The 19,636-nt window shown below is 71.1% G+C and carries 20 protein-coding genes; 10 read left to right on the forward strand and 10 right to left on the reverse strand.

Going from position 1 to position 19,636, the window contains the following annotated elements; translation table 11 throughout:
• Window positions 1-92: 92 nt before the first annotated feature.
• The 4 genes from HV783_RS19585 (at window position 93) to HV783_RS19600 (ending at window position 3,981) form a co-directional block, all read left to right on the forward strand.
• Complete coding sequence (locus tag HV783_RS19585; protein ID WP_054416136.1) at window positions 93-1,007, forward strand: DMT family transporter; 915 nt, start codon at window positions 93-95, stop codon at window positions 1,005-1,007.
• An 81-nt stretch (window positions 1,008-1,088) separates the two neighbouring features.
• Entirely contained in the window at window positions 1,089-2,048 is a 960-nt protein-coding gene (locus HV783_RS19590; RefSeq protein WP_049074869.1) for a proline dehydrogenase family protein, read from the forward strand.
• A 63-nt stretch (window positions 2,049-2,111) separates the two neighbouring features.
• Window positions 2,112-2,921 carry a helix-turn-helix transcriptional regulator gene (locus tag HV783_RS19595; RefSeq protein WP_064526357.1) on the forward strand — a complete coding sequence of 270 codons (810 nt, stop codon included), beginning with the start codon at window positions 2,112-2,114 and terminating at the stop codon, window positions 2,919-2,921.
• 121 nt (window positions 2,922-3,042) lie between these two features.
• On the forward strand, window positions 3,043-3,981 hold the full coding sequence (locus HV783_RS19600; RefSeq protein ID WP_064526355.1) for an alpha/beta hydrolase family protein: 939 nt from the start codon (window positions 3,043-3,045) through the stop codon (window positions 3,979-3,981).
• Here the strand turns inward: HV783_RS19600 and HV783_RS19605 are convergent.
• Window positions 3,890-4,552 carry a flavodoxin family protein gene (locus HV783_RS19605; RefSeq protein WP_054503804.1) on the reverse strand — a complete coding sequence of 221 codons (663 nt, stop codon included), beginning with the start codon at window positions 4,550-4,552 and terminating at the stop codon, window positions 3,890-3,892. The two genes, HV783_RS19600 and HV783_RS19605, sit on opposite strands and share 92 nt — an antisense overlap.
• 125 nt (window positions 4,553-4,677) lie before the next feature.
• On the opposite strand from HV783_RS19605, the gene HV783_RS19610 reads away from it, so the two are divergent.
• Window positions 4,678-5,562: a LysR substrate-binding domain-containing protein gene (locus HV783_RS19610; RefSeq protein ID WP_054518896.1), complete on the forward strand. Its 885-nt coding sequence runs from the start codon at window positions 4,678-4,680 to the stop codon at window positions 5,560-5,562.
• A gap of 37 nt (window positions 5,563-5,599) precedes the next feature.
• On the opposite strand, the gene HV783_RS19615 is transcribed toward HV783_RS19610, so the two are convergent.
• Entirely contained in the window at window positions 5,600-6,934 is a 1,335-nt protein-coding gene (locus HV783_RS19615) for an MFS transporter (RefSeq protein WP_175189722.1), read from the reverse strand.
• Window positions 6,935-7,031: 97 nt separating this feature from the next.
• Between HV783_RS19615 and HV783_RS19620 the strand changes: the two genes are divergently transcribed.
• The 4 genes from HV783_RS19620 (at window position 7,032) to HV783_RS19635 (ending at window position 10,676) form a co-directional block, all read left to right on the forward strand.
• Window positions 7,032-7,982, forward strand: coding sequence for a LysR substrate-binding domain-containing protein (locus tag HV783_RS19620; protein ID WP_254603969.1), 951 nt, complete (start codon window positions 7,032-7,034; stop codon window positions 7,980-7,982).
• A 1-nt stretch (window position 7,983) separates the two neighbouring features.
• Complete coding sequence (locus HV783_RS19625) at window positions 7,984-8,871, forward strand: LysR family transcriptional regulator (RefSeq protein ID WP_217484239.1); 888 nt, start codon at window positions 7,984-7,986, stop codon at window positions 8,869-8,871.
• A 101-nt stretch (window positions 8,872-8,972) separates the two neighbouring features.
• The gene (locus HV783_RS19630; RefSeq protein ID WP_020927112.1) at window positions 8,973-9,602 is read left to right on the forward strand and encodes a glutathione S-transferase family protein; all 630 of its coding nucleotides are present in this window, start codon (window positions 8,973-8,975) and stop codon (window positions 9,600-9,602) included.
• Window positions 9,603-9,632: 30 nt separating this feature from the next.
• Complete coding sequence (locus HV783_RS19635) at window positions 9,633-10,676, forward strand: pyridoxamine 5'-phosphate oxidase family protein (RefSeq protein ID WP_254603967.1); 1,044 nt, start codon at window positions 9,633-9,635, stop codon at window positions 10,674-10,676.
• A 69-nt stretch (window positions 10,677-10,745) separates the two neighbouring features.
• On the opposite strand, the gene HV783_RS19640 is transcribed toward HV783_RS19635, so the two are convergent.
• Entirely contained in the window at window positions 10,746-11,204 is a 459-nt protein-coding gene (locus HV783_RS19640) for a winged helix-turn-helix transcriptional regulator (protein ID WP_054503970.1), read from the reverse strand.
• Window positions 11,205-11,317: 113 nt separating this feature from the next.
• Entirely contained in the window at window positions 11,318-11,503 is a 186-nt protein-coding gene (locus HV783_RS19645; RefSeq protein ID WP_175189713.1) for a hypothetical protein, read from the reverse strand.
• Between the two features lie 38 nt (window positions 11,504-11,541).
• Between HV783_RS19645 and HV783_RS19650 the strand changes: the two genes are divergently transcribed.
• Entirely contained in the window at window positions 11,542-12,744 is a 1,203-nt protein-coding gene (locus HV783_RS19650) for an MFS transporter (RefSeq protein ID WP_175189731.1), read from the forward strand.
• 21 nt (window positions 12,745-12,765) lie between these two features.
• Here the strand turns inward: HV783_RS19650 and HV783_RS19655 are convergent, their stop codons facing one another.
• The 6 genes from HV783_RS19655 to HV783_RS19680 all read right to left on the reverse strand — a co-directional run bounded on the left by HV783_RS19655 (window position 12,766) and on the right by HV783_RS19680 (window position 19,383).
• Window positions 12,766-13,506, reverse strand: coding sequence for an ABC transporter ATP-binding protein (locus HV783_RS19655; RefSeq protein WP_116792065.1), 741 nt, complete (start codon window positions 13,504-13,506; stop codon window positions 12,766-12,768).
• Window positions 13,494-14,312: an ABC transporter permease gene (locus tag HV783_RS19660; protein WP_240317317.1), complete on the reverse strand. Its 819-nt coding sequence runs from the start codon at window positions 14,310-14,312 to the stop codon at window positions 13,494-13,496. Before HV783_RS19660 ends, HV783_RS19655 begins: the two co-directional genes overlap by 13 nt.
• On the reverse strand, window positions 14,309-15,322 hold the full coding sequence (locus tag HV783_RS19665) for an ABC transporter substrate-binding protein (protein ID WP_054503800.1): 1,014 nt from the start codon (window positions 15,320-15,322) through the stop codon (window positions 14,309-14,311). The genes HV783_RS19660 and HV783_RS19665 overlap by 4 nt, the downstream gene beginning before the upstream one ends.
• Before the next feature lie 116 nt (window positions 15,323-15,438).
• Window positions 15,439-15,951 carry a hypothetical protein gene (locus HV783_RS19670; RefSeq protein ID WP_175189724.1) on the reverse strand — a complete coding sequence of 171 codons (513 nt, stop codon included), beginning with the start codon at window positions 15,949-15,951 and terminating at the stop codon, window positions 15,439-15,441.
• Complete coding sequence (locus tag HV783_RS19675; RefSeq protein WP_175142968.1) at window positions 15,948-17,717, reverse strand: acyl-CoA dehydrogenase; 1,770 nt, start codon at window positions 17,715-17,717, stop codon at window positions 15,948-15,950. The genes HV783_RS19670 and HV783_RS19675 overlap by 4 nt, the downstream gene beginning before the upstream one ends.
• A gap of 28 nt (window positions 17,718-17,745) precedes the next feature.
• A complete protein-coding gene (locus HV783_RS19680; RefSeq protein WP_054503797.1) occupies window positions 17,746-19,383 on the reverse strand; it encodes an acyl-CoA synthetase in 1,638 nt (545 codons plus the stop codon).
• Window positions 19,384-19,636 lie beyond the last annotated feature (253 nt).

Below are 19,636 nucleotides of genomic sequence, written 5' to 3' on the forward strand. Positions count from 1 at the left end.
CGCGCGCTCAATAGGATACCGGTCATCCGCCACCTGCGCGGCGCCGAGCGCCGCGGCGGAGAGCCGATTTCCCTTCCGCGAGTGAACCCATCATGTCCTACCTGTTTCCATTGTTCGCCATCCTGTTCTGGGCGGGCAATGTCATCGTCTCCAAGATGGCGGCCAGCGCCATTTCGCCCACCGCCATCACGTTCTACCGGCTGATCCTGGCGCTGGCGATCATGGGCCTGTTCACGGCCGTGCCGGCCTGGCGCAACCGCCATGTGATCCTGCGCCACTGGCCCAAGCTGGCGCTGTACGGCGGACTGTCGTCGGCGCTGTTCCAGGCGCTGTCGTACCGCGCCGCCGAGACCACCACCGCCACCAACATGGCGATCCTGACCGCGTTGATCCCGCTGCTGAGCATGCTGCTGAGCGTGGTCATCCTGCGCGATCCGCTGACCCTGGGCATGGCGGTCGGCGGCGCGCTGTCATTCCTGGGCCTGCTGTACCTGGTGGGGCAGGGCGAGATGCTGAGCGTGTTCCAGCACGGCATCCACGTGGGCGACGGCCTGATGCTGATGGCGGCGTTTTCCTACGCGCTGTACGGCGTGCTGCTGCGCCACTGGAAAGTGCCGCTGCCGGCGTGGCAGTCGACCTTCGTGCAGTCGATTTTCGCGCTGCTGTACATGCTGCCGCTGTATCTGCGGGTGCCGGCCGCGCAGGCGGCGCTGGACATGAAGACGATTCCGCTGATCCTGTATGCCGGCATTTTCTCTTCGGTGCTGCTGTCGTTCCTGTGGATCGAGGGCGTGCACCGCCTGGGGCCGAACCGCTGCAGCATCTTCATCAACCTGCTGCCGTTGTTCACCGCGCTGGCCGCGTTCGTGTTGCTGCGCGAGCAACTGCATTCCTACCACCTGCTGGGCGGCGCGGTGACCTTGCTGGGCGTGCTGCTGGCGCAGACGGTGCAGCGGCCGCTGTTCGGCCGCGCCCGGGCCGCCGCGCTGGCCGCCGGCAAGGCGTGACGGGCGCCGGCGCGGTTCACTCCCGTTCAAGACGGGACGGGGGCCGGCGCCGCATAGTGGCTCTCTTTGAACGGAGAGCCCATGAGCCTTTTCCAGAAAACCGCCATCGCCCTGGCGCGCAGCCCGGGCGCCGGGCGCGCCATGCGCGCGCTGGCCGCGCGCACCTCGCTGGCGCGCCGCTTCGTCGGCGGCGCCGATGTCGAGGCGGCGGTGCGCACCGCCGCGCGGCTGCGCGAGGCGCACGGCATCCGCGCTTCGCTGTTCTACCTGGGCGAATACGTGGCCGACCCGGCGGCGATCGAACACAACACGCAACAGGCCATGCAGGCCTGCGCCGCGCTGGGCCGGGCGGGGCTGGACGTGCACGTGTCGATCGATCCCACCGCCATTGGCTACATGCGCGACGATGCGCTGGGGCGCGGCAATGCCCGGCGCATCGCGGCGGCGGCGCGCCAGGCCGCGGGCGGCGGGCGCGACTGGGTGGTGCTGGACATGGAGGACTCGGGCCTGCGCGAACGCACCTGCGCCTTGCACGCGGAACTGCTGGGCGCCGGCCTGCCCGCCGGCCTGACGCTGCAGGCGCGCCGGCGCCGCACGCCGGTCGACCTGGCGTGGGCCATCGGCCAGCGCACCTCGCTGCGGCTGGTCAAGGGGGCGTTCCCGGAACGCGCGCTGGATCATGCCGGCCGCGCCCATATCGACCAGGCCTACCTGGACGCGGCCGCCATCATGCTGTCGCCCCAGGCGCGCGCGGCCGGCTTCCTTCCGGTCTTCGGCACCCATGACGACCGCCTGGCCGGCGCCATCATGGCCTTGGCGCGCGAGCGGGGGTGGGGGGCGGACGAGTTCGAGTTCGAGATGCTCTATGGCGTGCGGCCCGACTGGCAACTGGCGCTGCGGCGCCTGGGCTACGCCGTCCGGGTGTACCTGCCATTCGGGGCGGACTGGTGGCCCTATGCGGTCCGGCGGGTGGGCGAGCATCCGCGCAATGCATGGCTGCTGGCGCGGTCGTTGGCCGCGGAAGGGGACTATTTCGGGTAGCCTGTCGCCAGTGGCCGGGCTTGCCGAGGCCGCGCCCGAGCGTTTTTCACTGGCGGTTTTCCGATGGCGGTTTCCCAACATATCTGGCATTGCGGCGCCGGCCTGCCCGGCGATGTGCTGATCGCCGACCTGCGCGCCTACCGGTACGACGCGCATTTCCACGACGCCTGGTCGATCGGCGCCATCGCGCGCGGGCGCTGCGCCTTCACGGTGCACGGCCGCCCCTTCGAGGCGGGCGAGGGCGATCTGGTGGTGATCGCGCCGGGCCAGGTGCATACCGGCGGCACGTCGGCCGGCCTGCTCGCCTACCGCATGGCGTACATCGAGCCGGCCTGGTTCCTGCAGCACGCCCTGGCGCTGCGCGAGGGCGGACTGGACCTGCCCGGGCCGGTGATCCGCGACGCGCCCCTGTGCGCGCAATGGCTGGCCGCGCTGGCGCCTGACCATACCGATGACGCGGCGCGCCGCGGCGACCTGTCGGCGGCGCTGTTCCGGCTGTTGGCGGCGCATGGGCGGGCGCCCGCCGAGGCGGCGCGAGATGGCGCCGACGTGTGCGAACTGCTGTGGCAAAGGATGCGCGCCGATCCTGCCTGCGCGCCCGACCTGGAGGCGCTGGCGCGGGCCGATGGCCGCCACCGCAGCACCCTGGTCAAGCAGTTCGCGCGCCGCTACGGTCTGCCGCCGCAGGCCTGGCTGCGCAATTGGCGGGTGGCGCGCGCCCGCGCGCTGCTGCGCGGCGGGCTGCCGCTGGCCGAGGCGGCGCTGGCGGTGGGCTTTGCCGACCAGGCGCACCTGACGCGGGTGTTCAAGCAGGTCTATGGCAGTCCGCCCGGCGTGCTGCGTCGATCGGCGGCCCGCAAAGCCGCCGAATGACATTCCCATGGCTCATGTAATGAGCGATGAATGATCGGTTGAATCAGGGGTTTTTACCGGATTTAATCGCTTCATATGGCGTCCTTCGACGCCGTATTGATTGATTCAAGGGAATGTGAAGATGGACTCGCAACGCATCACGCTGCGCGCCGCGGACGGCGTGCCGCTGGGAGGCTACGTGTGGCGCCACGCCGACCCCGATCCGGCCGGCCCGCGTCCGGTGGTGGTCATCAATGCCGCCACCTCGGTGCGCTGCCGCTATTACGCGCGCTTCGCGGCCTACCTGCACCAACACGGTTTCGATGTGCTGACCTACGACTATCGCGGCATCGGCGAGTCGCGTCCAGCGTCGCTGCGCGGTTTCCGGGCGTCCTGGATGGATTGGGGCGAGAAGGATTTCGAGGCGGTGCTGGAGTATGTGCGCCACCATTTTCCGGGCCAGCCGGTGGACGTGGTGGCGCACAGCATCGGCGGCTTCGTCACCGGGCTGGCGCCGTCGGCCAGCGGGTTGCGGCGCATTTTCACCATGGGGGCGCAATACGCCTACTGGCGCGATTACGCCGCCGGCCAGCGCCTGCGCATGCTGGCCAAGTGGCATGTGGCGATGCCGCTGCTGGCCGCCTGCCTGGGTTACTTCCCCGGGCGTCGGCTGGGCTGGCTGGAGGACACGCCGCGCGGGGTGGTGCGTGACTGGAGTTTCATGGGCGCGCGCTTCGAGGGGCGTGGCGGGCCGGATCGCCGCGTCGCCGCGATGGCGGCGGTGACCGCCCCGATCCTGGCGCTCAGCGTCACCGATGACGAATTCGGCACCGAGGCCGCCATCGCCCGGCTGCTGGCGTATTTCACCGGCAGCGCCCGCACCCACCTGCGCCTGGCGCCGGCCTCGCTGGGGTTGGACGCGATCGGCCATTTCGCCTTTTTCCATGACCGCTTTCGCGATACGCTGTGGCCGATCGCCCTGGGCTGGCTCAGCCGCGGGGAGCGGCGGCTGGCGGGGGCGACGCCCATACGTTGTGACTGCGTGGCGTCTCTAGCCGATAGTCCGAGTATTTCCGCGTGAAGAATTCGGCGCCCAGTGTTTCGGCCGCCAGCAACGGATTGCGGGGATCCGCCGCGATCTCGCCGCGGCTGTTGCCGGCGCCGTGGACCACCCCGACGAAATCGGCGTGGGTGTAGCGCGCGAATTCCTGCACCTGGTGCACCACGCCCAGGATCGCGCCGGGATAGGTTTCCTCGGACGCCACCGCCAGGGCCAGGCGCTTGCCGGCCATGCGCGCCTTGACCGCCTCGGGTTCGGGGCCGGTGCCGGCGTAATGCGTGAACGAGCGGTCGAAGAATGCCTTGGTCTGCGCCGACATGCCGTACCAGTAGAGCGGGGTGCAGAACAGCACGCCGTCGGCGGGCAGAAAGTGTTCCAGGAACAGCTCGGCGTAGCGGTCGTCCGGCGCCGAGGCATGGCGCAGGTCTGGCAGGAAGCCTTTGATGTAGTCGTCCAGGAACAGCAGGCTGGCGTGGCTGCCGGCGGCCTGCGCGCCGCGTTGCGCCGCGGCGCCGAGCGCGGCGCTGTTGCCGTCGCGGCGAGGGCTGCCGGCCAGGATCAGCAGGCGCTTGGATTGATGAGCTGGATTCATGTTTGGATGCCTCGATGAGTGAAACGAAAAGGGAAGATACGAGGCAAAATTTACGCAGCGGCGTGTATCAGGACAAACGAGGATTTCTTGGCTAAGATGAGTTGAATTCATCTGAATGGCACGCCATGTTTGCTTCCCTGCCCGTCACCGCCCTGCGCGCCTTCGAGGCCGCCGCGCGCTTGCGCAGCTTCAAGGCGGCCGCGGCCGAGCTGGCCGTGACGCCCACGGCGGTTTCGCATCAGATCAAGGCGCTGGAGCGCCACGCCGGCGTGGCCTTGTTCGACCGGGTGCCGCAGGGCGTGCGCCTGACCGACGCCGGCGCGCGGCTGTTCGCCAGCGCGCACGGCGCCTTGTTGGACATCGCCCAGACGCTGGATGCGCTGCGGCCGGCCAGCGCGGCCGGCGCGCTGACGCTGTCCACCACGCATTCGTTCGCGGCGCTGTGGCTGGTGCCGCGGCTGGGCCGCTTCTACCAGGCCTATCCGCAGTACCAGTTGCGCCTGCAGGCGCAGGCCGAGACGATCGACCTGCTGCAGGACGCCAGCGTCGACGTGGCGATCCGCTACAGCCGCCAGCGCTATCCCCTGCTGCATGCGGCGTGCACGCTGCAGGAGCGGTTCGGGGTCTACGGCGCCCCCGCGGTGGTGGCGCAGGCGCGGCGGGCGCGCCCCGCGCTGGTGACCGTGCGCTGGCGCGATTCGGCACTGTATGACGAGGGCTGGCTGCAGTGGTGCGAGGCGGCCGGGCTGCCGGCCTGGCGCAAACCGGCGGCGCTGCACGCCTATGCGGAAGAGCACTACGCGTTGCAGGCGGCCATCGCGGGCCAGGGACTGGTGCTGGCCAGTTCGGTCATGGTTTCGGATAGTGTCGCGGCCGGCACGCTGGTGCCGCTGCGTCCCGAGGTCAGCGTGGCCGGTGCGGCCTACACCGCGCTGTGCGCGCCGGGGCGCGAGCGCCATCCGCCGGTCAAGGCGTTCCTGGCGTGGCTGCGGCAGGAATTCAAGGACTAGCGGCGGCGTTGGTCGATGCGTGCCGGTCGACGCGCATTCACGGCCGTGCCGGTCGCGGCAACAGCGGCAAGATTGCCAGCATGGCGCCGCCGGCGGCCAGCCAGGCCAGCGGCCAGGACGCGGCCGCCACCAGCCGCGGCAGCGCCAGCGGCGTCAGGAACAATCCCAGGTAGCCGCAGGTGTTGGCCAGCCCCAGCGCGGTGCCGGCGCGGGCGGCGCCGGCCAGCGTGACCAATTCGGTGTAGGCCACGCCGTGCCAGGCCGAGGCGCAGATGCCGGCGGCGGCCAGCAGCACCGGCACGGCCAGCAGCGCCGCGCGGTTGCCGGGAACCGCGCCCTGGAGCCAGGCCGCGGCCGCCAGCGCCACGAACAACACACAGCCCAGCCAGACGCAGCCGCGCAGGTAGGCGCGGCGATTGCCGTGGCGGTCGGTCCAGCGGCCGCCGGCGATGCGCGCCACCATGGCGCCCAGTTGCACCGCCACCATCACGGCGGTCAGCGTGGCGATGCCGGCGCCGCTGAAGTCATGCAGGAATACGGTGGCGAACGTCAGCACCGCGAATTGCGGGCAGCAGAGCAGGCCGATCGCCACCGCCGCGCGCCATACCCTGGCGTCGCGCAGGGGGCTCGACGCGGCGGCGATCGGCGTGTGGGTGGCGGCTCGGGAGCGCGGGGAGGTTGTCGGGGTGTTGTCGCCGGCGTGGGAGGCTGCGGTGGAGCCGGCCGCCGTGGCGGGGTGCGCCCGATCCGGCTCGCGCAGCCATCCCAGCGTCAGCAGCGCGGCGCCCGCGCACAGGCCGGCCAGCAGGCCGAAGACCGCGCCGAAACCGGCCCGCGACGCCAGCCAGGGCAGCACCAGCGCGCCCAGTCCGCCGCCCAGCGGCACGGCGGTCTGGCGGATGCTCATCGCCAGGCCGCGCTCGCCTTCGTCGAACCACGCCATCACCGCGCGACCGCTGGCGCCGTTGACGCTGCCGCCCATCACGCCCACCAGCAGCAGGCCCAGCGCCAGCAGCCACAAGGCGGGCGCGACGCCGTGGGCCGGCGCGGCGAACAGACTCATCCAGGCCAGCGCCGCGGCCGTCGCGCCCAGGCCGCCCAGCAGCACCGGCCGGTCGCCCCAGCGGTCGGCCAGCAGGCCCCAGGGCAGCTCGAACAACGCCACGCCCAGGCCGAGCACGCCGAGCGCCAGGCCCAGGGCGTCGTTGTCCAGTTGATAGTCCGCGCGCAGGAAGACGGCGGTGGCGGGCAGGCCGGCCGCCGCCGCGGAGAAGGCAGCATTGGCGGCCACCCCCACCGCCAGCACCTTCCAGCGGTGGGTGGGGCGCACGGCAGGGGTTGGGGCGGAGAGCGCGGAGGCGGGCAGGGACATGACGGTTCCAGATGGGATTGACGCGGCAAAGTCTGCGCCCGTAACATCATTCTGAAAATCGGGAAATTTTTAACTAAAGGTTTTGAAAAACAGGATGATAAGGCCTGTCACCTTTGACCTTGACGTGCTGCGCAGCTTCGTCGCTGGGGTGGAGCTGGGCAGCTTCGGCCGCGCGGCCGACCGCCTCGGGCGCTCGACTTCGGCCGTCAGCGCGCAGTTGAAAAAACTCGAGGAACAGGCTGGCGTGCCGCTGCTGCGCAAGGCCGGTCGCGGCCTGGCGCTGACCGACGCGGGCGAGATCATGCTGGCGTACGCGCGCCGGCTGCTGGATCTGAACGATCAGGCTTCGGTGGCGGTGCGCGGCACGCGCTTGCAGGGGCGGGTGCGCCTGGGGCTGCAGGAGGATTTCGGCGAGATCCTGCTGCCGCGCGTGCTGGGCCAGTTCGCCCGCGCCCATCCGCAGGTGCGGATCGAAGCGCGGGTGGCGCGCAATGCCGAGCTGCTCAAACGCGTCGCGGCGGGCGAACTGGACCTGGCGCTGGCCTGGGACCATGACGCGGCGCGGCCGCATGGCCAGCGGCTGGCTGAACTGCCGCTGTGCTGGATCGGTCCGGCCGCGACGGGCCCGGCGCGCGATGCCGACGGCGCCTGGCCGCTGGTGGCGTTCGAGGCGCCCTGCCTGTTCCGCAGCCGCGCCACCGATGCCCTGGACCGCGCCGGCATCGCCTGGACCTCGGCTTTCATCAGCCCCAGCCTGGCGGGCCTGTGGGCGGCGGTCAGCGCGGGGCTGGGGCTGATGGTGCGCACGCCGCTGGGGCTGCCCGCCGGGTTGCGGGTAATGGCGCCGGGCGAGCAGGGCCTGCCGTCGTTGCCGCCGTTGTCGCTGTCGCTGTATCACGCGCAAGGCCGGCCCGGCCCGGTGGCCGCGGCCCTGGCCGATATCGTGCGGCGCTGCGTGCGCGACAGCGTCGCGGCGCTGCCGGCCATGCCGGGCCTGCCGGCGCGCATCCCTTCCGAGGAGGCCGAGCGCCTTGAACCGATTCCATGAGATGACTGTCTTCCTGGCGGTGGCCGAGGCGCAGAGCTTCGCCGCCGCGGCCCGCCGGCTGGCGATGTCGGCGCCGAGCGTGACGCGCAGCGTCGCGGCGCTGGAGCGCCGGCTGGGCACGCTGCTGCTGGTGCGCACCACCCGCAGCCTGCGCCTGAACGAAGCCGGCCAGCGCTACGCGGCCGATTGTCGCGCCATTCTTGAAGCCGTGGAGCAGGCCGACGACGCCGCCGCGGGGGCGATGGCGGCGCCGCGCGGGTCGCTGCGCATCACCGCGCCGGCGCGCTTCGGTGAACTGCACGTGATGCCGGCGGTGCTGGGCTACCTGCGCCAGCACCGCGAGGTATCGGTGAACGCCCTGCTGGTGGACCGCGTGGTGAATCTGCTGGACGAGGGCGTGGACGTGGCGGTGCGCATCGGCGCCTTGCCCGACTCCACCCTGACGGCGGTGCCGGTGGGGCAGGTGCGGCGGGTGGTGTGTGCCTCGCCCGACTTCCTGCAGCGCCACGGCACGCCCGACAGCCCCGACGCGCTGGCGCGCTTTTGCACCATCACGGCGGCAATGGAAGGGCGCGGCGCGCAATGGCGTTTCCTGCAGGATGGCCAGCCGCGGCGCCTGCCGCTGGCATCGCAGTTGACGGTGACCTCGTTCCAGGCCGCGGTGGCGGCGGCCTGCGAGGGCTGGGGGCTGACCCAGGTGGTGTCCTACCAGGTGGCGCGCGACCTGGCCAGCGGCGCTTTGCAGGTGGTGCTGCGCGACTACGAAATGGCGCCGCTGCCGGTGCACGTGGTGTATCCGGAAGGGCGCAAGAGTTCGGCCAAGGTGCGCAGCTTCGTCGACTTCTGCGTCGACGCGCTGCGCCGCGACCTGGCGGCCCTGCCGGCTTGATCCTTTCACTGGCGGCAATGGTGTCTTGCGCGCCGTGGCCGTTCCCCGGCGGGCGCGTGCGGTTCAAGATGGAGGCCTGTTTCCTCTATCCGAGATACCCCATGTCCGCCGCTCCCCTGACGTTCTACAGTTTTCCCCTGTCCGGCCATTCGCACCGCGTGGCCCTGATGCTGTCGCTGCTGGATGTGCCGCACCGCAATGTCGAAGTCGATCTGCGCAGCGGCGCGCAGAAGCGGCCCGAGTTCCTGGCGCTGAACGCGTTCGGCCAGGTGCCGGTGATCGACGACAACGGCGTGGTGGTGGCCGATTCCACCGCGATCCTGGTGTACCTGTGCAAGCGCTACAACGGCCAGGCCTGGCTGCCCGAGGACGCGGTGGGCGCGGCGGCGGTGCAGCGCTGGCTGTCGGCCGCCTCCGGCCCGCTGGCGGCCGGCCCGGCCGCGGCGCGGCTGGTGACGGTGTTCGGCGCCCCGTATGACGTGCCGGCCACGCTGGCGCGCGCGCATGCCTTGCTGGCGGTGATGGAGCGGGAGCTCGCGGCCACCGGCTACCTGGCCGGCGCCGCGCCGACGCTGGCCGACGTGGCCTGCTACACCTACGTGGCGCATGCGCCGGAAGGCAACGTGTCGCTGGCGGATTATCCGCGGGTGCGCGACTGGCTGGCGCGGATCGAGGCGCTGCCGCGCTTCGTGCCGATGGTGGCGTCTCCCGTGGGATTGCGGGCGGCGTGAACGCAAGCGCCCGCGCGCAAGGAGCCTGACATGAATACGACCTCGACGAGTCCGCTTGGCGCCGCGCCGGCCGGCGGTTCGACGGCTGCCACGACGGCGACCGGCCAGCCGGCCGCGGCCGCGCCCGCGACGCCCTGGCACGCGGGCGAACTGCGGTTGCAGGCGCATATCGGCATGGCCGAGCGCATGGCGCAGGTGGGCGCGAAAGTGATCCGGCCGTACATGCCGGACCAGCACCGCGCCTTCTTCGCGCAACTGCCGTTCCTGGTGGCGGGCGCGGTCGATGGCCAGGGCGATCCCTGGGCCGGCGTGCTGGAGGGGGAGCCGGGCTTCGCCGTGTCGCCGGACCCGCAGACCCTGCAGGTGGCCGCGCTGCCGGATGCCGATGATCCGCTGCGCGCCGGCCTGGGGCCGGACCAGCCGGTGGGCCTGCTGGGCATCGAACTGCACACGCGCCGCCGCAACCGCATGAACGGCCGCATCACCGCCTGGGACGGCAGGCGTTTCGCGGTCACGGTGGCCGAGTCGTTCGGCAACTGCCCGCAGTACATCCAGGCGCGCGATTTCCATTTCTCGCGCTCGCCGTCCCTGCGTTTTCCGGGGGCGGCGCGCGAGCGGGCGGGGCTGGCCGAGGCCGACCGGGCGCTGATCGCGCGCGCCGACACGCTGTTCGTGGCGACCTATGCCGACACCGACGAGGCCGGCCGCCGGATCGACGTCTCGCACCGTGGCGGCATGCCGGGGTTCGTGCGCGTCGACGGCGACACGCTGACGATCCCGGATTTCTCCGGCAACCGCTTTTTCAATACGCTGGGCAACATGGTGCTCAATCCGCGCGCCGGGCTGCTGTTCATCGATTTCGAGCGCGGCGACGTGTTGCAGGTGTCGGGGCGCGCCGAGGTGATCCTGGACAGTCCGGAGATCGCCACCTTCGCGGGGGCCGAGCGGTTGTGGCGCGTCCACGTGCGGCGGGTGCGGGCCAGGCCGGGCGCGCTGGCGCTGCGTTGGCGCTTTGGCGGCTATTCGCCGACCGCGTTGGCCACGGGGCAGTGGCCGCAGGCCGCCACGGCCTGACGCGGGGCCGCTCGCCGGGCGCCGCGCGCGGCGACTGCTTGAGCGGCCAATGGCGGGGGGGCGCCAGGGTCAGGCGCGGTCGGCGCCGACCTTGCGCACCACGGTGTCGTCCGGCGCCAGCGCGCGGCCGTCCTGGGCGCGGATCTCCAGGCGCCGCACCGGCTGGCCGCGCTTGCGGTCGATGAGTGTGGAGTGCGGCTCGGCGGGGCCGTAGTAATGGTCTTCGCCCCATTGGCGCAGGCCGACGATGACGGGAAACAGCGCCTGGCCTTTTTCCGTCAGTACGTATTCCTGGTAGGCGCTGCCGTCGGACGCCGGCACGGCCGCCAGGATGTCGTGCGCGACCAGGGTGCGCAGGCGGTCGCTGAGGATGTTCTTGGCCACGCCGAGGCTTTTCTGGAATTCACCGAAGCGGCGCACGCCGTCGAAGGCGTCGCGCACGATCAATAGCGACCACCAGTCGCCGATGGCGTCCAGCGCGCGCGCCACCGGGCAGGCGGCGCCTTCGAGACTGGTGCGTTTGACCATGTCGTCCTGACCTTTGCCGCGCATCGCGGCGGGGAAAGATGTCGAATGTTTGGTTGCATTATAAAACCTCAAGGTCTAGCATTCTGGTTTTGTAATGAAACCATTTGAGGCCATCATGCCAGACCAGACCGATCCTGCCCCTGCTGCTCCGCCATCTCCTTCATCGCCTTCATCTCCTTCATCGCCGGCGTCCACGGCGTCCAAGGAATCCACAGCATCCGCGGCATTCGCGGCCTCTGCGGCAGCCGGGGCATCCGCTGCATCCACGGCATCTGCTGCATCCGCTGCATCCACGGCATCTGCCGCATCTGCGCCCGCCACGCCATCCGCCGATCGCCTGCCCGCCGCCCTGGTGCTGCTGCTGGCCGTGGCCTGCGCCTTGAGCGTGGCCAACGTCTACTACGCGCAACCGCTACTGGACGCCATGGGCCGCGAGTTCCGCCTGGACGAGGGCGCGGTGGGCATCGTCGTCACCGCGACGCAACTGGGCTGCGCGCTGGCGCTGGTGCTGGTGGTGCCGCTGGGCGACCTGCTCGACCGGCGCCGCCTGATGCTGGCGCAACTGGGGCTGCTGGTGCTGGCGCTGGCCGCGGTGGCGCTGGCGTCCGCCGCGCCGTGGCTGCTGGCCGGGATGCTGGCGCTGGGCCTGCTCGGCACCGCGATGACCCAGGGCTTGCTGGCGCTGTCGGCGGCGCTGGCCGCGCCGCACGAGCGCGGGCGGGTCGTCGGCGCGGTGCAGGGCGGAGTGGTGATCGGCCTGCTGCTGGCGCGGACTCTGGCGGGCGCCGTGGCCGACCTGTGGGGATGGCGCGCGGTCTACCTGGTGTCCGCCAGCCTGGCCGCGTTGCTGGCGCTGGCGCTGGCGCTGGCCCGCTGGCTGCCGCGCCGCGCCTTGCCGGCCGCGGGACTGGGCTACGGCGCGCTGCTGCGCTCGATGTTCACGCTGCTGGCGCACGAGCGGGTGCTGCGGGTGCGCGGCATGATCGCGCTGTTGATGTTCGCCGTCTTCAGCGCGTTCTGGACGGCGCTGGTGCTGCCGCTGAGCGCGCCGCCGTATTCACTGACGCACACCGCGGTGGGCGCGTTCGGGCTGGTGGGCGTGGCCGGGGTGCTGGTGGCGGCGCGGGCGGGGCGGCTGGCCGATCGCGGCCATGCGCAACTGACCACCGGCGCGGGCCTGGCGCTGCTGTGCCTGGCGTGGGTGCCGATCGCCTTCCTGGACCGCAGCCTGTGGGCGCTGGCGCTGGGCGTGCTGGTGCTGGACATCGCGGCGCAGGCGCTGCACGTGACCAACCAGGCCATGATCTTTTCCATCAGCGCGCAGGCGCACAGCCGGCTGGTCGGCGGCTACATGATGTTTTATGCGGTGGGTAGCGGACTCGGGTCGATCGCCTCGACCTTCGTCTATGCGCGCGCGGGCTGGCTGGGCGTGTGCGCGCTGGGCCTGGGACTGAGCCTGGCGGCGACGCTGTTCTGGGCGCTGACGCTGCCGCGCAAGGCGGCGCCGGCGCCCGGCTGCGCGGTTGCGCCGCGGGCGTGACGGAACGCCGGCGCGGTCCGCTCAGTGATGTTCGAGCGTGTGGGCGATGGCCGCCACCTGCCGCGCGAACGCCGGATCGGTGCGGTCGCGCGGCCGCGGCAGGTCGATGTCGTAGTGGCCTGCGATGTTGGCCGGGCGGCCGCCCAGCACCACCACCTTGTCGGCCAGGAACACCGCTTCCTCGATGTCGTGGGTGACGAACAGCACCGCCGCGCCGGAGGCCTGCCACACGCGGATCAGCTCCTGCTGCAGGTTGCGGCGGGTGATGGCGTCGACCGCGCTGAAGGGTTCGTCCATCAGCAGCAGGTCGGGCTTGACGGCCAAGGCGCGGGCGATGCCGACGCGTTGCGCCTGGCCGCCGGACAACTGGTGCGGCCAGCGGCGGCCGTAGTCGCCCAGGCCGGTCAGTTGCAGCGCGGCATCGATGCGCTGTTGGCGTTCCTGGCGGTCCAGCCCCAATCCTTCCAGGCCATAGCCGACGTTGCCGCCGACCGTGCGCCAGGGCATCAGGCGGCTGTCCTGGAACACCACGGCGCGGCTGCGGCGCCCGGGGCGCGCGGGCGCCTGGAAGCGCACTTCGCCGCTGGCGGGGTCGGCCAGGCCGGCCGCCGCGCGCAGCAGCGTGGATTTGCCCACGCCCGAGCCGCCCACCACGGCCACGAAACTGCCCGCCTCGATCGCCAGCGACAGGCCCTGGATCACGGCCGCGTCGGCGCCCGGATGTTGGTACGAGAGTTTCGAGAATTCGATCACGGACGCCATTGCAGCACCTTGCTTTCGACCATCGAGAACGCCAGGTCGCACAGCGTGTAGACCAGCGAGATGATCAGCATGTAGACCACCACCGCGTCGTAGGCGCCGACGCCGGCGGCGGCATTCATTTCCTGGCCCATGCCGGGCACGCCCAGCAGTTCGGCGGCGATCAGCGTCATCCAGGCCTGGCCGATGCCGGTGCGCACGCCCGACAGCGCGCCGGGCGCGATGGCCGGCAGCGTCACGCCCAGCGCGCGCTCCAGGTAGCCGCCGTGGCCGAAGGCGCGCGCCAGTTCGTAATAGCGCGGATCGACGTTGCGCACCGCGCTGTAAGTGGCGAAGTAGTTGACCCAGAACACGCCGATGGCGATGACGAAGGCGGCGCCGGCATGGCTGACCTTGAACCAGGCGATGGCGAACACCACCCAGGCCAGCGGCGGGATCGGCCGCAGGATGCGCGCCAGATAGGCTTGCGCCAGGTCGAAGCGCGGCAGCGTCGCGGCCGCCAGGCCCACGCCGAAGCCCAGCGCGGTGCCCGCGGCCAGGCCCCAGAAGTAATGCACCAGGCTGGAGCCGATGGCCGGCAGCAGCCGGCCCGACTGCCATTCCTGGACCAGCGTGGCGGGCAGCGCGAAGGGATCGGGCAGGGTGCCCGCGGGGGCCCATTGCCAGATCAGCGCGGCCTTCCAGATGGCGATGAAGAGGGCCAGTCCGCCGATGCCGTAAGCCGCGCGGCGCGCGGCGGCGAAGCCCGGCGGCGCGCCCTTGCGGGCCTGCGGCGCGGGCGCGGCCAGGGCGGGGGCGGTCTGGCTCATGGCTTCCCGGCCTTGTCGTAGAAGCGGGTGTCGAACAACTGCTTGACGTCGACCTTGGCGGCCTCGACCGTGCCCAGGCTGGCCTGGAAGGTCTGCAGCTCGGCGGTGGCATCGACGATGGCGTGCGGATCGGCCACGAACTGGTCATGCGAATTGCGGATGGCCTTTTCGACCAGCGCGCGGTCCAGGCGGCCGCCGCCGACGTACTTCTGCACGTGGCCCGCGGCGCGGGCCGGATCGTTCTTGAGCAGGGCGGTGGCGGCGAGCTGGGCGTCGACCAGTTGCTGCACGGCCTCGGGGTGCTCGGCGATCAGCTTGTCGCGCACCAGCAGCACGGCGCCGGGCTGGTTCGGGAATAGTTGCGAGCCTCGCGCCACCACGCGCGAATCGGGCGCGCGGGTCAGCACGGTGGTGACGGTGGGTTCGAGGATGGCGGCGCCGTCGATGGCGCCGGTCAGCAGCGACTGCTGGATCTGCGCCTCGCCCTGGTAGATCAGTTCCAGGCTGGCCGGGTCGGCCTTGAGGCGGTTGCGCAGCCAGTATTGCAGCGCGGCCTCGGGCACGGCGCCCTTGGGGTAGCTGGCGATGACGGGCTTTCTGCCCTTGTCCTTGGCAAAGCGGGCGAACGCGGTGGCCGGATCGCCCGAGGCGAAATACGGCGCCAGCGCGCCCAGCGCGACCACGTTGACCTGCTCGACGATGTTGGAGGCCACCACCTTGATGCCGGCGCCCTTGGCGCTGGCCACCAGCGCCGGGCCGATGCCGACGTAGGCCACATCCAACTGGCCGGCCAGGAGCGCCTGCGTCAGCGCGGGGCCGCTCTGGAACTGCACCAGCTTGGGCGCGGGCGCGCCCTTGGCCTGCAAGGTGCCTTCTTCCAGCGCCACGAACAATTGCGCGTCCGGCAGGATCGGCAGGTAGCCGATTTCCAGCGCGGGCGGCGCGGCGTGGGCGGGGGCAACAGCGAAAGCGGTGGCGATGAGCGCGGCGGAAAGCAGCTTGCGAAGCATGGGGGAAGGGTCCTGAACTACGCCTTGGTACGGCTGGCGTCTTGCCTGCGGGCAGGATTTCCGGTGTCCGCTTAATAATTTTAGATATGTTTATTTCTTTTATTTATTCTTTTTGGTTATATGTTTAACCGCGCGCGCTGGTCGATGCTGGCGATTGTCCGCGTCAGCCAATCCCGATGCGTCGGGACGTGGCCCGGCGGGTCTTCGAATGCCTCGCGCGCGGCCAGGTAGGCCTCGACGTGGCGGAATTGCACCGCGCCGGCGGCGGCCCGCAAGTCGTCCAGCGGCGCATCGGTTTCATAGAGAAAGTCGAAGCGGTGCGCCCAGAATCCCTGTTCCGTCAGGGCCAGCACGTCGACGGATTGCGGGGCTTCGATACTGAACCGGATGAACTCGCGGCCGGTCGCCGTGCCTCGCAGGGCGTAGACCTGGTCGCCATCGTCCCACAGCGGCGCCAGCGGCGCCCCTTGCGGCGCGCTGGCGCCGTGATAGGAGTGGAACGGCGGACCCAGGCACGCGCCGCGCAGCAACGGATGCACGCAGTCGCCGCTGGCCAGCCGGACCAGCGGCGCCGACGCGCCCAGCGCCACCAGCGCGTCGATGCGCGATCCGGCGTCGACCACGCTCATGGCTGCACGGCGTACTCGATCGACCCCGCCACCACCGCCGCCAGGCCGGGCGCCTGGGTCAGCTTGTGCAGCGCGTAGGTCTGGGCCGTGGCGATCTTGGCCTGGTGGAAGGCCGGGTCCTCGTCCAGGTGGTCCAGCGATGCGAGCAGCGCGCGCGCCATCTGCCAGCCGGCCAGCACCGTGCCGGCCAGCAACAGGTAGGGCACGGCCGAACCGAACACCGCGTTGGGATGGGCGGCGGCGTTGGCCACCACGAAGTCGACCGTGTTGGCCAGCGCCAGGCGGCCCTGGCGCAGCGGCGTCAGCACCAGGCGCGCGGCCGGTTCGCTGCGCGCCTGCAGCGCTTCCTCGGTCTTGCGGATCTCCTCGATCAGCGCCTGCGCCACCGCGCCGCCATCGCGCAGCGTCTTGCGGCCGACCAGGTCGTTGGCCTGGATGGCGGTGGTGCCTTCGTAGATGGTCAGGATGCGGGCGTCGCGGTAGTACTGGGCGGCGCCGGTTTCCTCGATGAAGCCCATGCCGCCATGCACCTGCACGCCCAGGCTGGCGACGTCGATGGAGGCTTCGGTGCACCAGCCCTTGACGATCGGCACCAGGAATTCCTGCACCGCCAGGTGGCGGGCGCGGGCGGCCGGGTCGGCACTGGCGTGCGCCAGGTCGGCGTGGCCGGCGGTGTAGTAGGCCAGCGCGCGGCCGGCCTCGGTCAGGGCGCGCATGGTGCCCAGCATGCGGCGCACGTCCGGGTGCTGAATGATCGGCACGGCCTCGCGCGAGGAGCCGTCCACCGGGCGGCTCTGCACGCGTTCGGCGGCGTAGGCCAGCGCGTGCTGGTAGGCGCGGTCGGCCACCGCGATGCCCTGCACGCCGACGGCGAAGCGGGCCGCGTTCATCATGATGAACATGGCGTCCAGGCCGCGGTTTTCCTGGCCCACCAGGTAGCCGATGGCGCCGCCCGCGTCGCCGAACTGCAGGGTGGCGGTGGGGCTGGCCTTGATGCCCAGCTTGTGCTCGATCGACACGCAGGCGACGTCATTGCGCGCGCCCAGCGAGCCGTCGTCGTTGACCAGGAACTTGGGCACCAGGAACAGCGAGATGCCCTTGACGCCCTCGGGCGCATCGGGCAGGCGCGCCAGCACCAGGTGGACGATGTTCTCGGCCAGGTCGTGCTCGCCGTAGGTGATGAAGATCTTGGTGCCGGAAATGCGGTAGGTGCCGTCGCCGACCGGCTGCGCGCGGGTGCGCAGCAGCGCCAGGTCGGAGCCGGCCTGCGGCTCGGTCAGGTTCATGGTGCCGGTCCACCGGCCCGACAGCATCGGGCCGATGAAGCGCTCGCGCAGTTCGGGCGAGCCGGCCGTCAGCAGCGCCTCGACCGCGCCGTTGGTCAAGAGCGGACACAGGGCGAACGACAGGTTGGCGGCGTTGAGCATTTCGGAGCAGGGCGCGCCCAGCAGGCCGGGCAGGCCCTGGCCGCCGTATTCGACCGGGTGCGTCATGCCCTGCCAGCCGGCTTCGGCATATTGGCGGAAGGCCTGCTTGAAGCCGGGCGAGGTGGTGACCGCGCCGTCGCGCCAGGCGCTGGGCTCGCGGTCGGCGGGGTGGTTCAGCGGCGCCAGCACGTCGCCGGCGAAGGTGGCGGCTTCCTCCAGCACGGCCTGGGCGGTGTCGGGCGTGGCTTCGGCATATTGCGGCAGCGCCGCCACCTGCGGCAGGCCGGCCAGGTGGTTCAGCACGAACAGCATGTCTTTCACGGGGGCTTGGTACGTCATGGCGTCGGAGCTCCGGGTAGGAAGGGAATCAGGTGGCGTCGATGGCGCGGGTGGAACCCACCGCGGCGCGCAGTTCGAATTTCTGGATCTTGCCGGTCGAGGTCTTGGGCAGTTCGCCGAAGCGCACCGCGCGCGGCACCTTGAAGCCGGGCAGCAGCAGCTTGCAGTGCGCGATGATCTCTTCGGCGGTGGCGCTGTGGCCGGGCTTGAGCTCGACGAAGGCGCAGGGCGTTTCGCCCCATTTCGGGTCGGGCATGGCCACCACCGCCACGGCGGCCACGGCCGGATGGCGATAGAGGGCGTCCTCGACCTCGATGCTGGAGATGTTCTCGCCGCCCGAGATGATGATGTCCTTGCTGCGGTCCTTGATGCGGATGTAGCCGTCGGGCGTCATCACGCCCAGGTCGCCGGTGTGGAACCAGCCGCCGCCGAAGGCCTCGTCAGTGGCGCGTTCGTTCTTCAGGTAGCCCTTCATGCAGATGTTGCCGCGGAACATGATCTCGCCCACGGTCTGCTCGTCGGCCGGCACTTCCTGCATGGTGTCGGGGTTGCGCACCGAGACGCCGGCCTGCAGGTGGTAGCGCACGCCCTGGCGCGCGGTCAGCAGCGCGCGCTGTTCGTCCTCCAGGTCGTTCCAGGCTTCCTGCGGGGCGCACACGGCGGCCGGGCCGTAGACCTCGGTCAGGCCGTAGACGTGGGTCAGCTCGAAGCCGATTTCCTTCATCTTGGCGATCACCGCCGGCGCGGGCGCGGCGCCGGCCACCATGGTGCGCACGGTGTGGCGGATGCCGGCGCGCAGCTCGGCCGGCGCGTTGGCCAACGCGCTTTGCACGATGGGCGCGCCGCAGTAGTGGGTCACGCCCTCGGCGCGGATCAGGTCGAACACGGTCTTGGGGTCGAACTTGCGCAGGCAGACGTTGACGCCGGCGCGCGCCGCCACGGTCCACGCGAAGCACCAGCCGTTGCAGTGGAACAGCGGCAGCGTCCACAGGTAGACCGGGTGCTTGGGCATGTCCCATTCGAGGATGTTGCTGACGGCGTTCAGATACGCGCCGCGGTAGTGGTAGACCACGCCCTTGGGATCGCCGGTGGTGCCGGAGGTGTAGTTCAGCGCGATCGCGTCCCATTCGTCGGCCGGCGGGCGCCAGTCGAACGTGGCGGGGGCGGCGGCCAGGAAGGCCTCGTAGTCGATGGCGCCGGGCAGGGCGGCCGGGGCGCCGTCCAGGTCGTGCACCGAAATCACTTTCAGGTGAGGGAATTCGGCGCGGGCGCGCTGCGCCAGCTCGGCGTATTCGGTGTCGACGATCAGCGCGCGGGCCTCGCCGTGGCCCAGCATGAACAGCACGCTGGGCGTATCCAGGCGCGTGTTGAGGGTATTGAGCACGGCGCCCAGCATCGGCACGCCGAAGTGCGCCTCGACCATGGCGGGGATGTTCGGCAGCATCACCGCCACCGTGTCGCCGCGCTGGATGCCGGCGGCGGCCAGCGCGCCGGCCAGGCGTTGCGCGCGCTCGTAGGTCTGGGCCCAGGTGCGGCGCACGGCGCCATGCACCACGGCCAGGCGGTTGCCATAGACCTGCGCGGCGCGCGCGATGAAGTCGACCGGGGTGAGGGGCTCGTAGTTGGCGTCACGGCGTGCCAGGCCGTGGTCGAACAGGCTGCTCATGCTTGTCTCCTGTGGGGCGCGGGGGCGCCCGGATATGCTTTTATGCGGGAAACTTGATCTGGATCGCCGGGGTTGATCTGTAGCCGGAATCCCGCTGCTTGCCAGGGGGCACCAACCTTCACAGGAGCCTCGCATGAGTGCCAAAATGAGCGACTATCAAGGCGCGAAGCGCAGTCGTGGCGGGACCACGGCGAGCATTCGCAACGTAGAGAGGCGCTCATTTTGGCGCTCACCCTACGGGCAGGCAGGTAAT

It is taken from the genome of Achromobacter dolens, from assembly GCF_902859745.1.
GTDB lineage: Bacteria > Pseudomonadota > Gammaproteobacteria > Burkholderiales > Burkholderiaceae_B > Achromobacter > Achromobacter dolens.

Excerpts from the sequence above, each read along its gene's own strand:
- HV783_RS19625 (WP_217484239.1), top strand. The coding sequence starts at position 7,984 with ATGACTGTCTTCCTGGCGGTGGCCGAGGCGCAGAGCTTCGCCGCCGCG.
- HV783_RS19680 (WP_054503797.1), bottom strand. The coding sequence starts at position 19,383 with ATGAGCAGCCTGTTCGACCACGGCCTGGCACGCCGTGACGCCAACTAC.
- HV783_RS19590 (WP_049074869.1), top strand. The coding sequence starts at position 1,089 with ATGAGCCTTTTCCAGAAAACCGCCATCGCCCTGGCGCGCAGCCCGGGC.
- HV783_RS19605 (WP_054503804.1), bottom strand. The coding sequence starts at position 4,552 with ATGAATCCAGCTCATCAATCCAAGCGCCTGCTGATCCTGGCCGGCAGC.
- HV783_RS19610 (WP_054518896.1), top strand. The coding sequence starts at position 4,678 with ATGTTTGCTTCCCTGCCCGTCACCGCCCTGCGCGCCTTCGAGGCCGCC.
- HV783_RS19640 (WP_054503970.1), bottom strand. The coding sequence starts at position 11,204 with ATGGTCAAACGCACCAGTCTCGAAGGCGCCGCCTGCCCGGTGGCGCGC.
- HV783_RS19585 (WP_054416136.1), top strand. The coding sequence starts at position 93 with ATGTCCTACCTGTTTCCATTGTTCGCCATCCTGTTCTGGGCGGGCAAT.
- HV783_RS19655 (WP_116792065.1), bottom strand. The coding sequence starts at position 13,506 with ATGGCGTCCGTGATCGAATTCTCGAAACTCTCGTACCAACATCCGGGC.
- HV783_RS19645 (WP_175189713.1), bottom strand. The coding sequence starts at position 11,503 with ATGCCGTGGATGCAGCGGATGCAGCAGATGCCGTGGATGCAGCGGATG.
- HV783_RS19665 (WP_054503800.1), bottom strand. The coding sequence starts at position 15,322 with ATGCTTCGCAAGCTGCTTTCCGCCGCGCTCATCGCCACCGCTTTCGCT.
- HV783_RS19595 (WP_064526357.1), top strand. The coding sequence starts at position 2,112 with ATGGCGGTTTCCCAACATATCTGGCATTGCGGCGCCGGCCTGCCCGGC.
- HV783_RS19615 (WP_175189722.1), bottom strand. The coding sequence starts at position 6,934 with ATGTCCCTGCCCGCCTCCGCGCTCTCCGCCCCAACCCCTGCCGTGCGC.
- HV783_RS19670 (WP_175189724.1), bottom strand. The coding sequence starts at position 15,951 with ATGAGCGTGGTCGACGCCGGATCGCGCATCGACGCGCTGGTGGCGCTG.
- HV783_RS19600 (WP_064526355.1), top strand. The coding sequence starts at position 3,043 with ATGGACTCGCAACGCATCACGCTGCGCGCCGCGGACGGCGTGCCGCTG.
- HV783_RS19675 (WP_175142968.1), bottom strand. The coding sequence starts at position 17,717 with ATGACGTACCAAGCCCCCGTGAAAGACATGCTGTTCGTGCTGAACCAC.
- HV783_RS19630 (WP_020927112.1), top strand. The coding sequence starts at position 8,973 with ATGTCCGCCGCTCCCCTGACGTTCTACAGTTTTCCCCTGTCCGGCCAT.
- HV783_RS19660 (WP_240317317.1), bottom strand. The coding sequence starts at position 14,312 with ATGAGCCAGACCGCCCCCGCCCTGGCCGCGCCCGCGCCGCAGGCCCGC.
- HV783_RS19635 (WP_254603967.1), top strand. The coding sequence starts at position 9,633 with ATGAATACGACCTCGACGAGTCCGCTTGGCGCCGCGCCGGCCGGCGGT.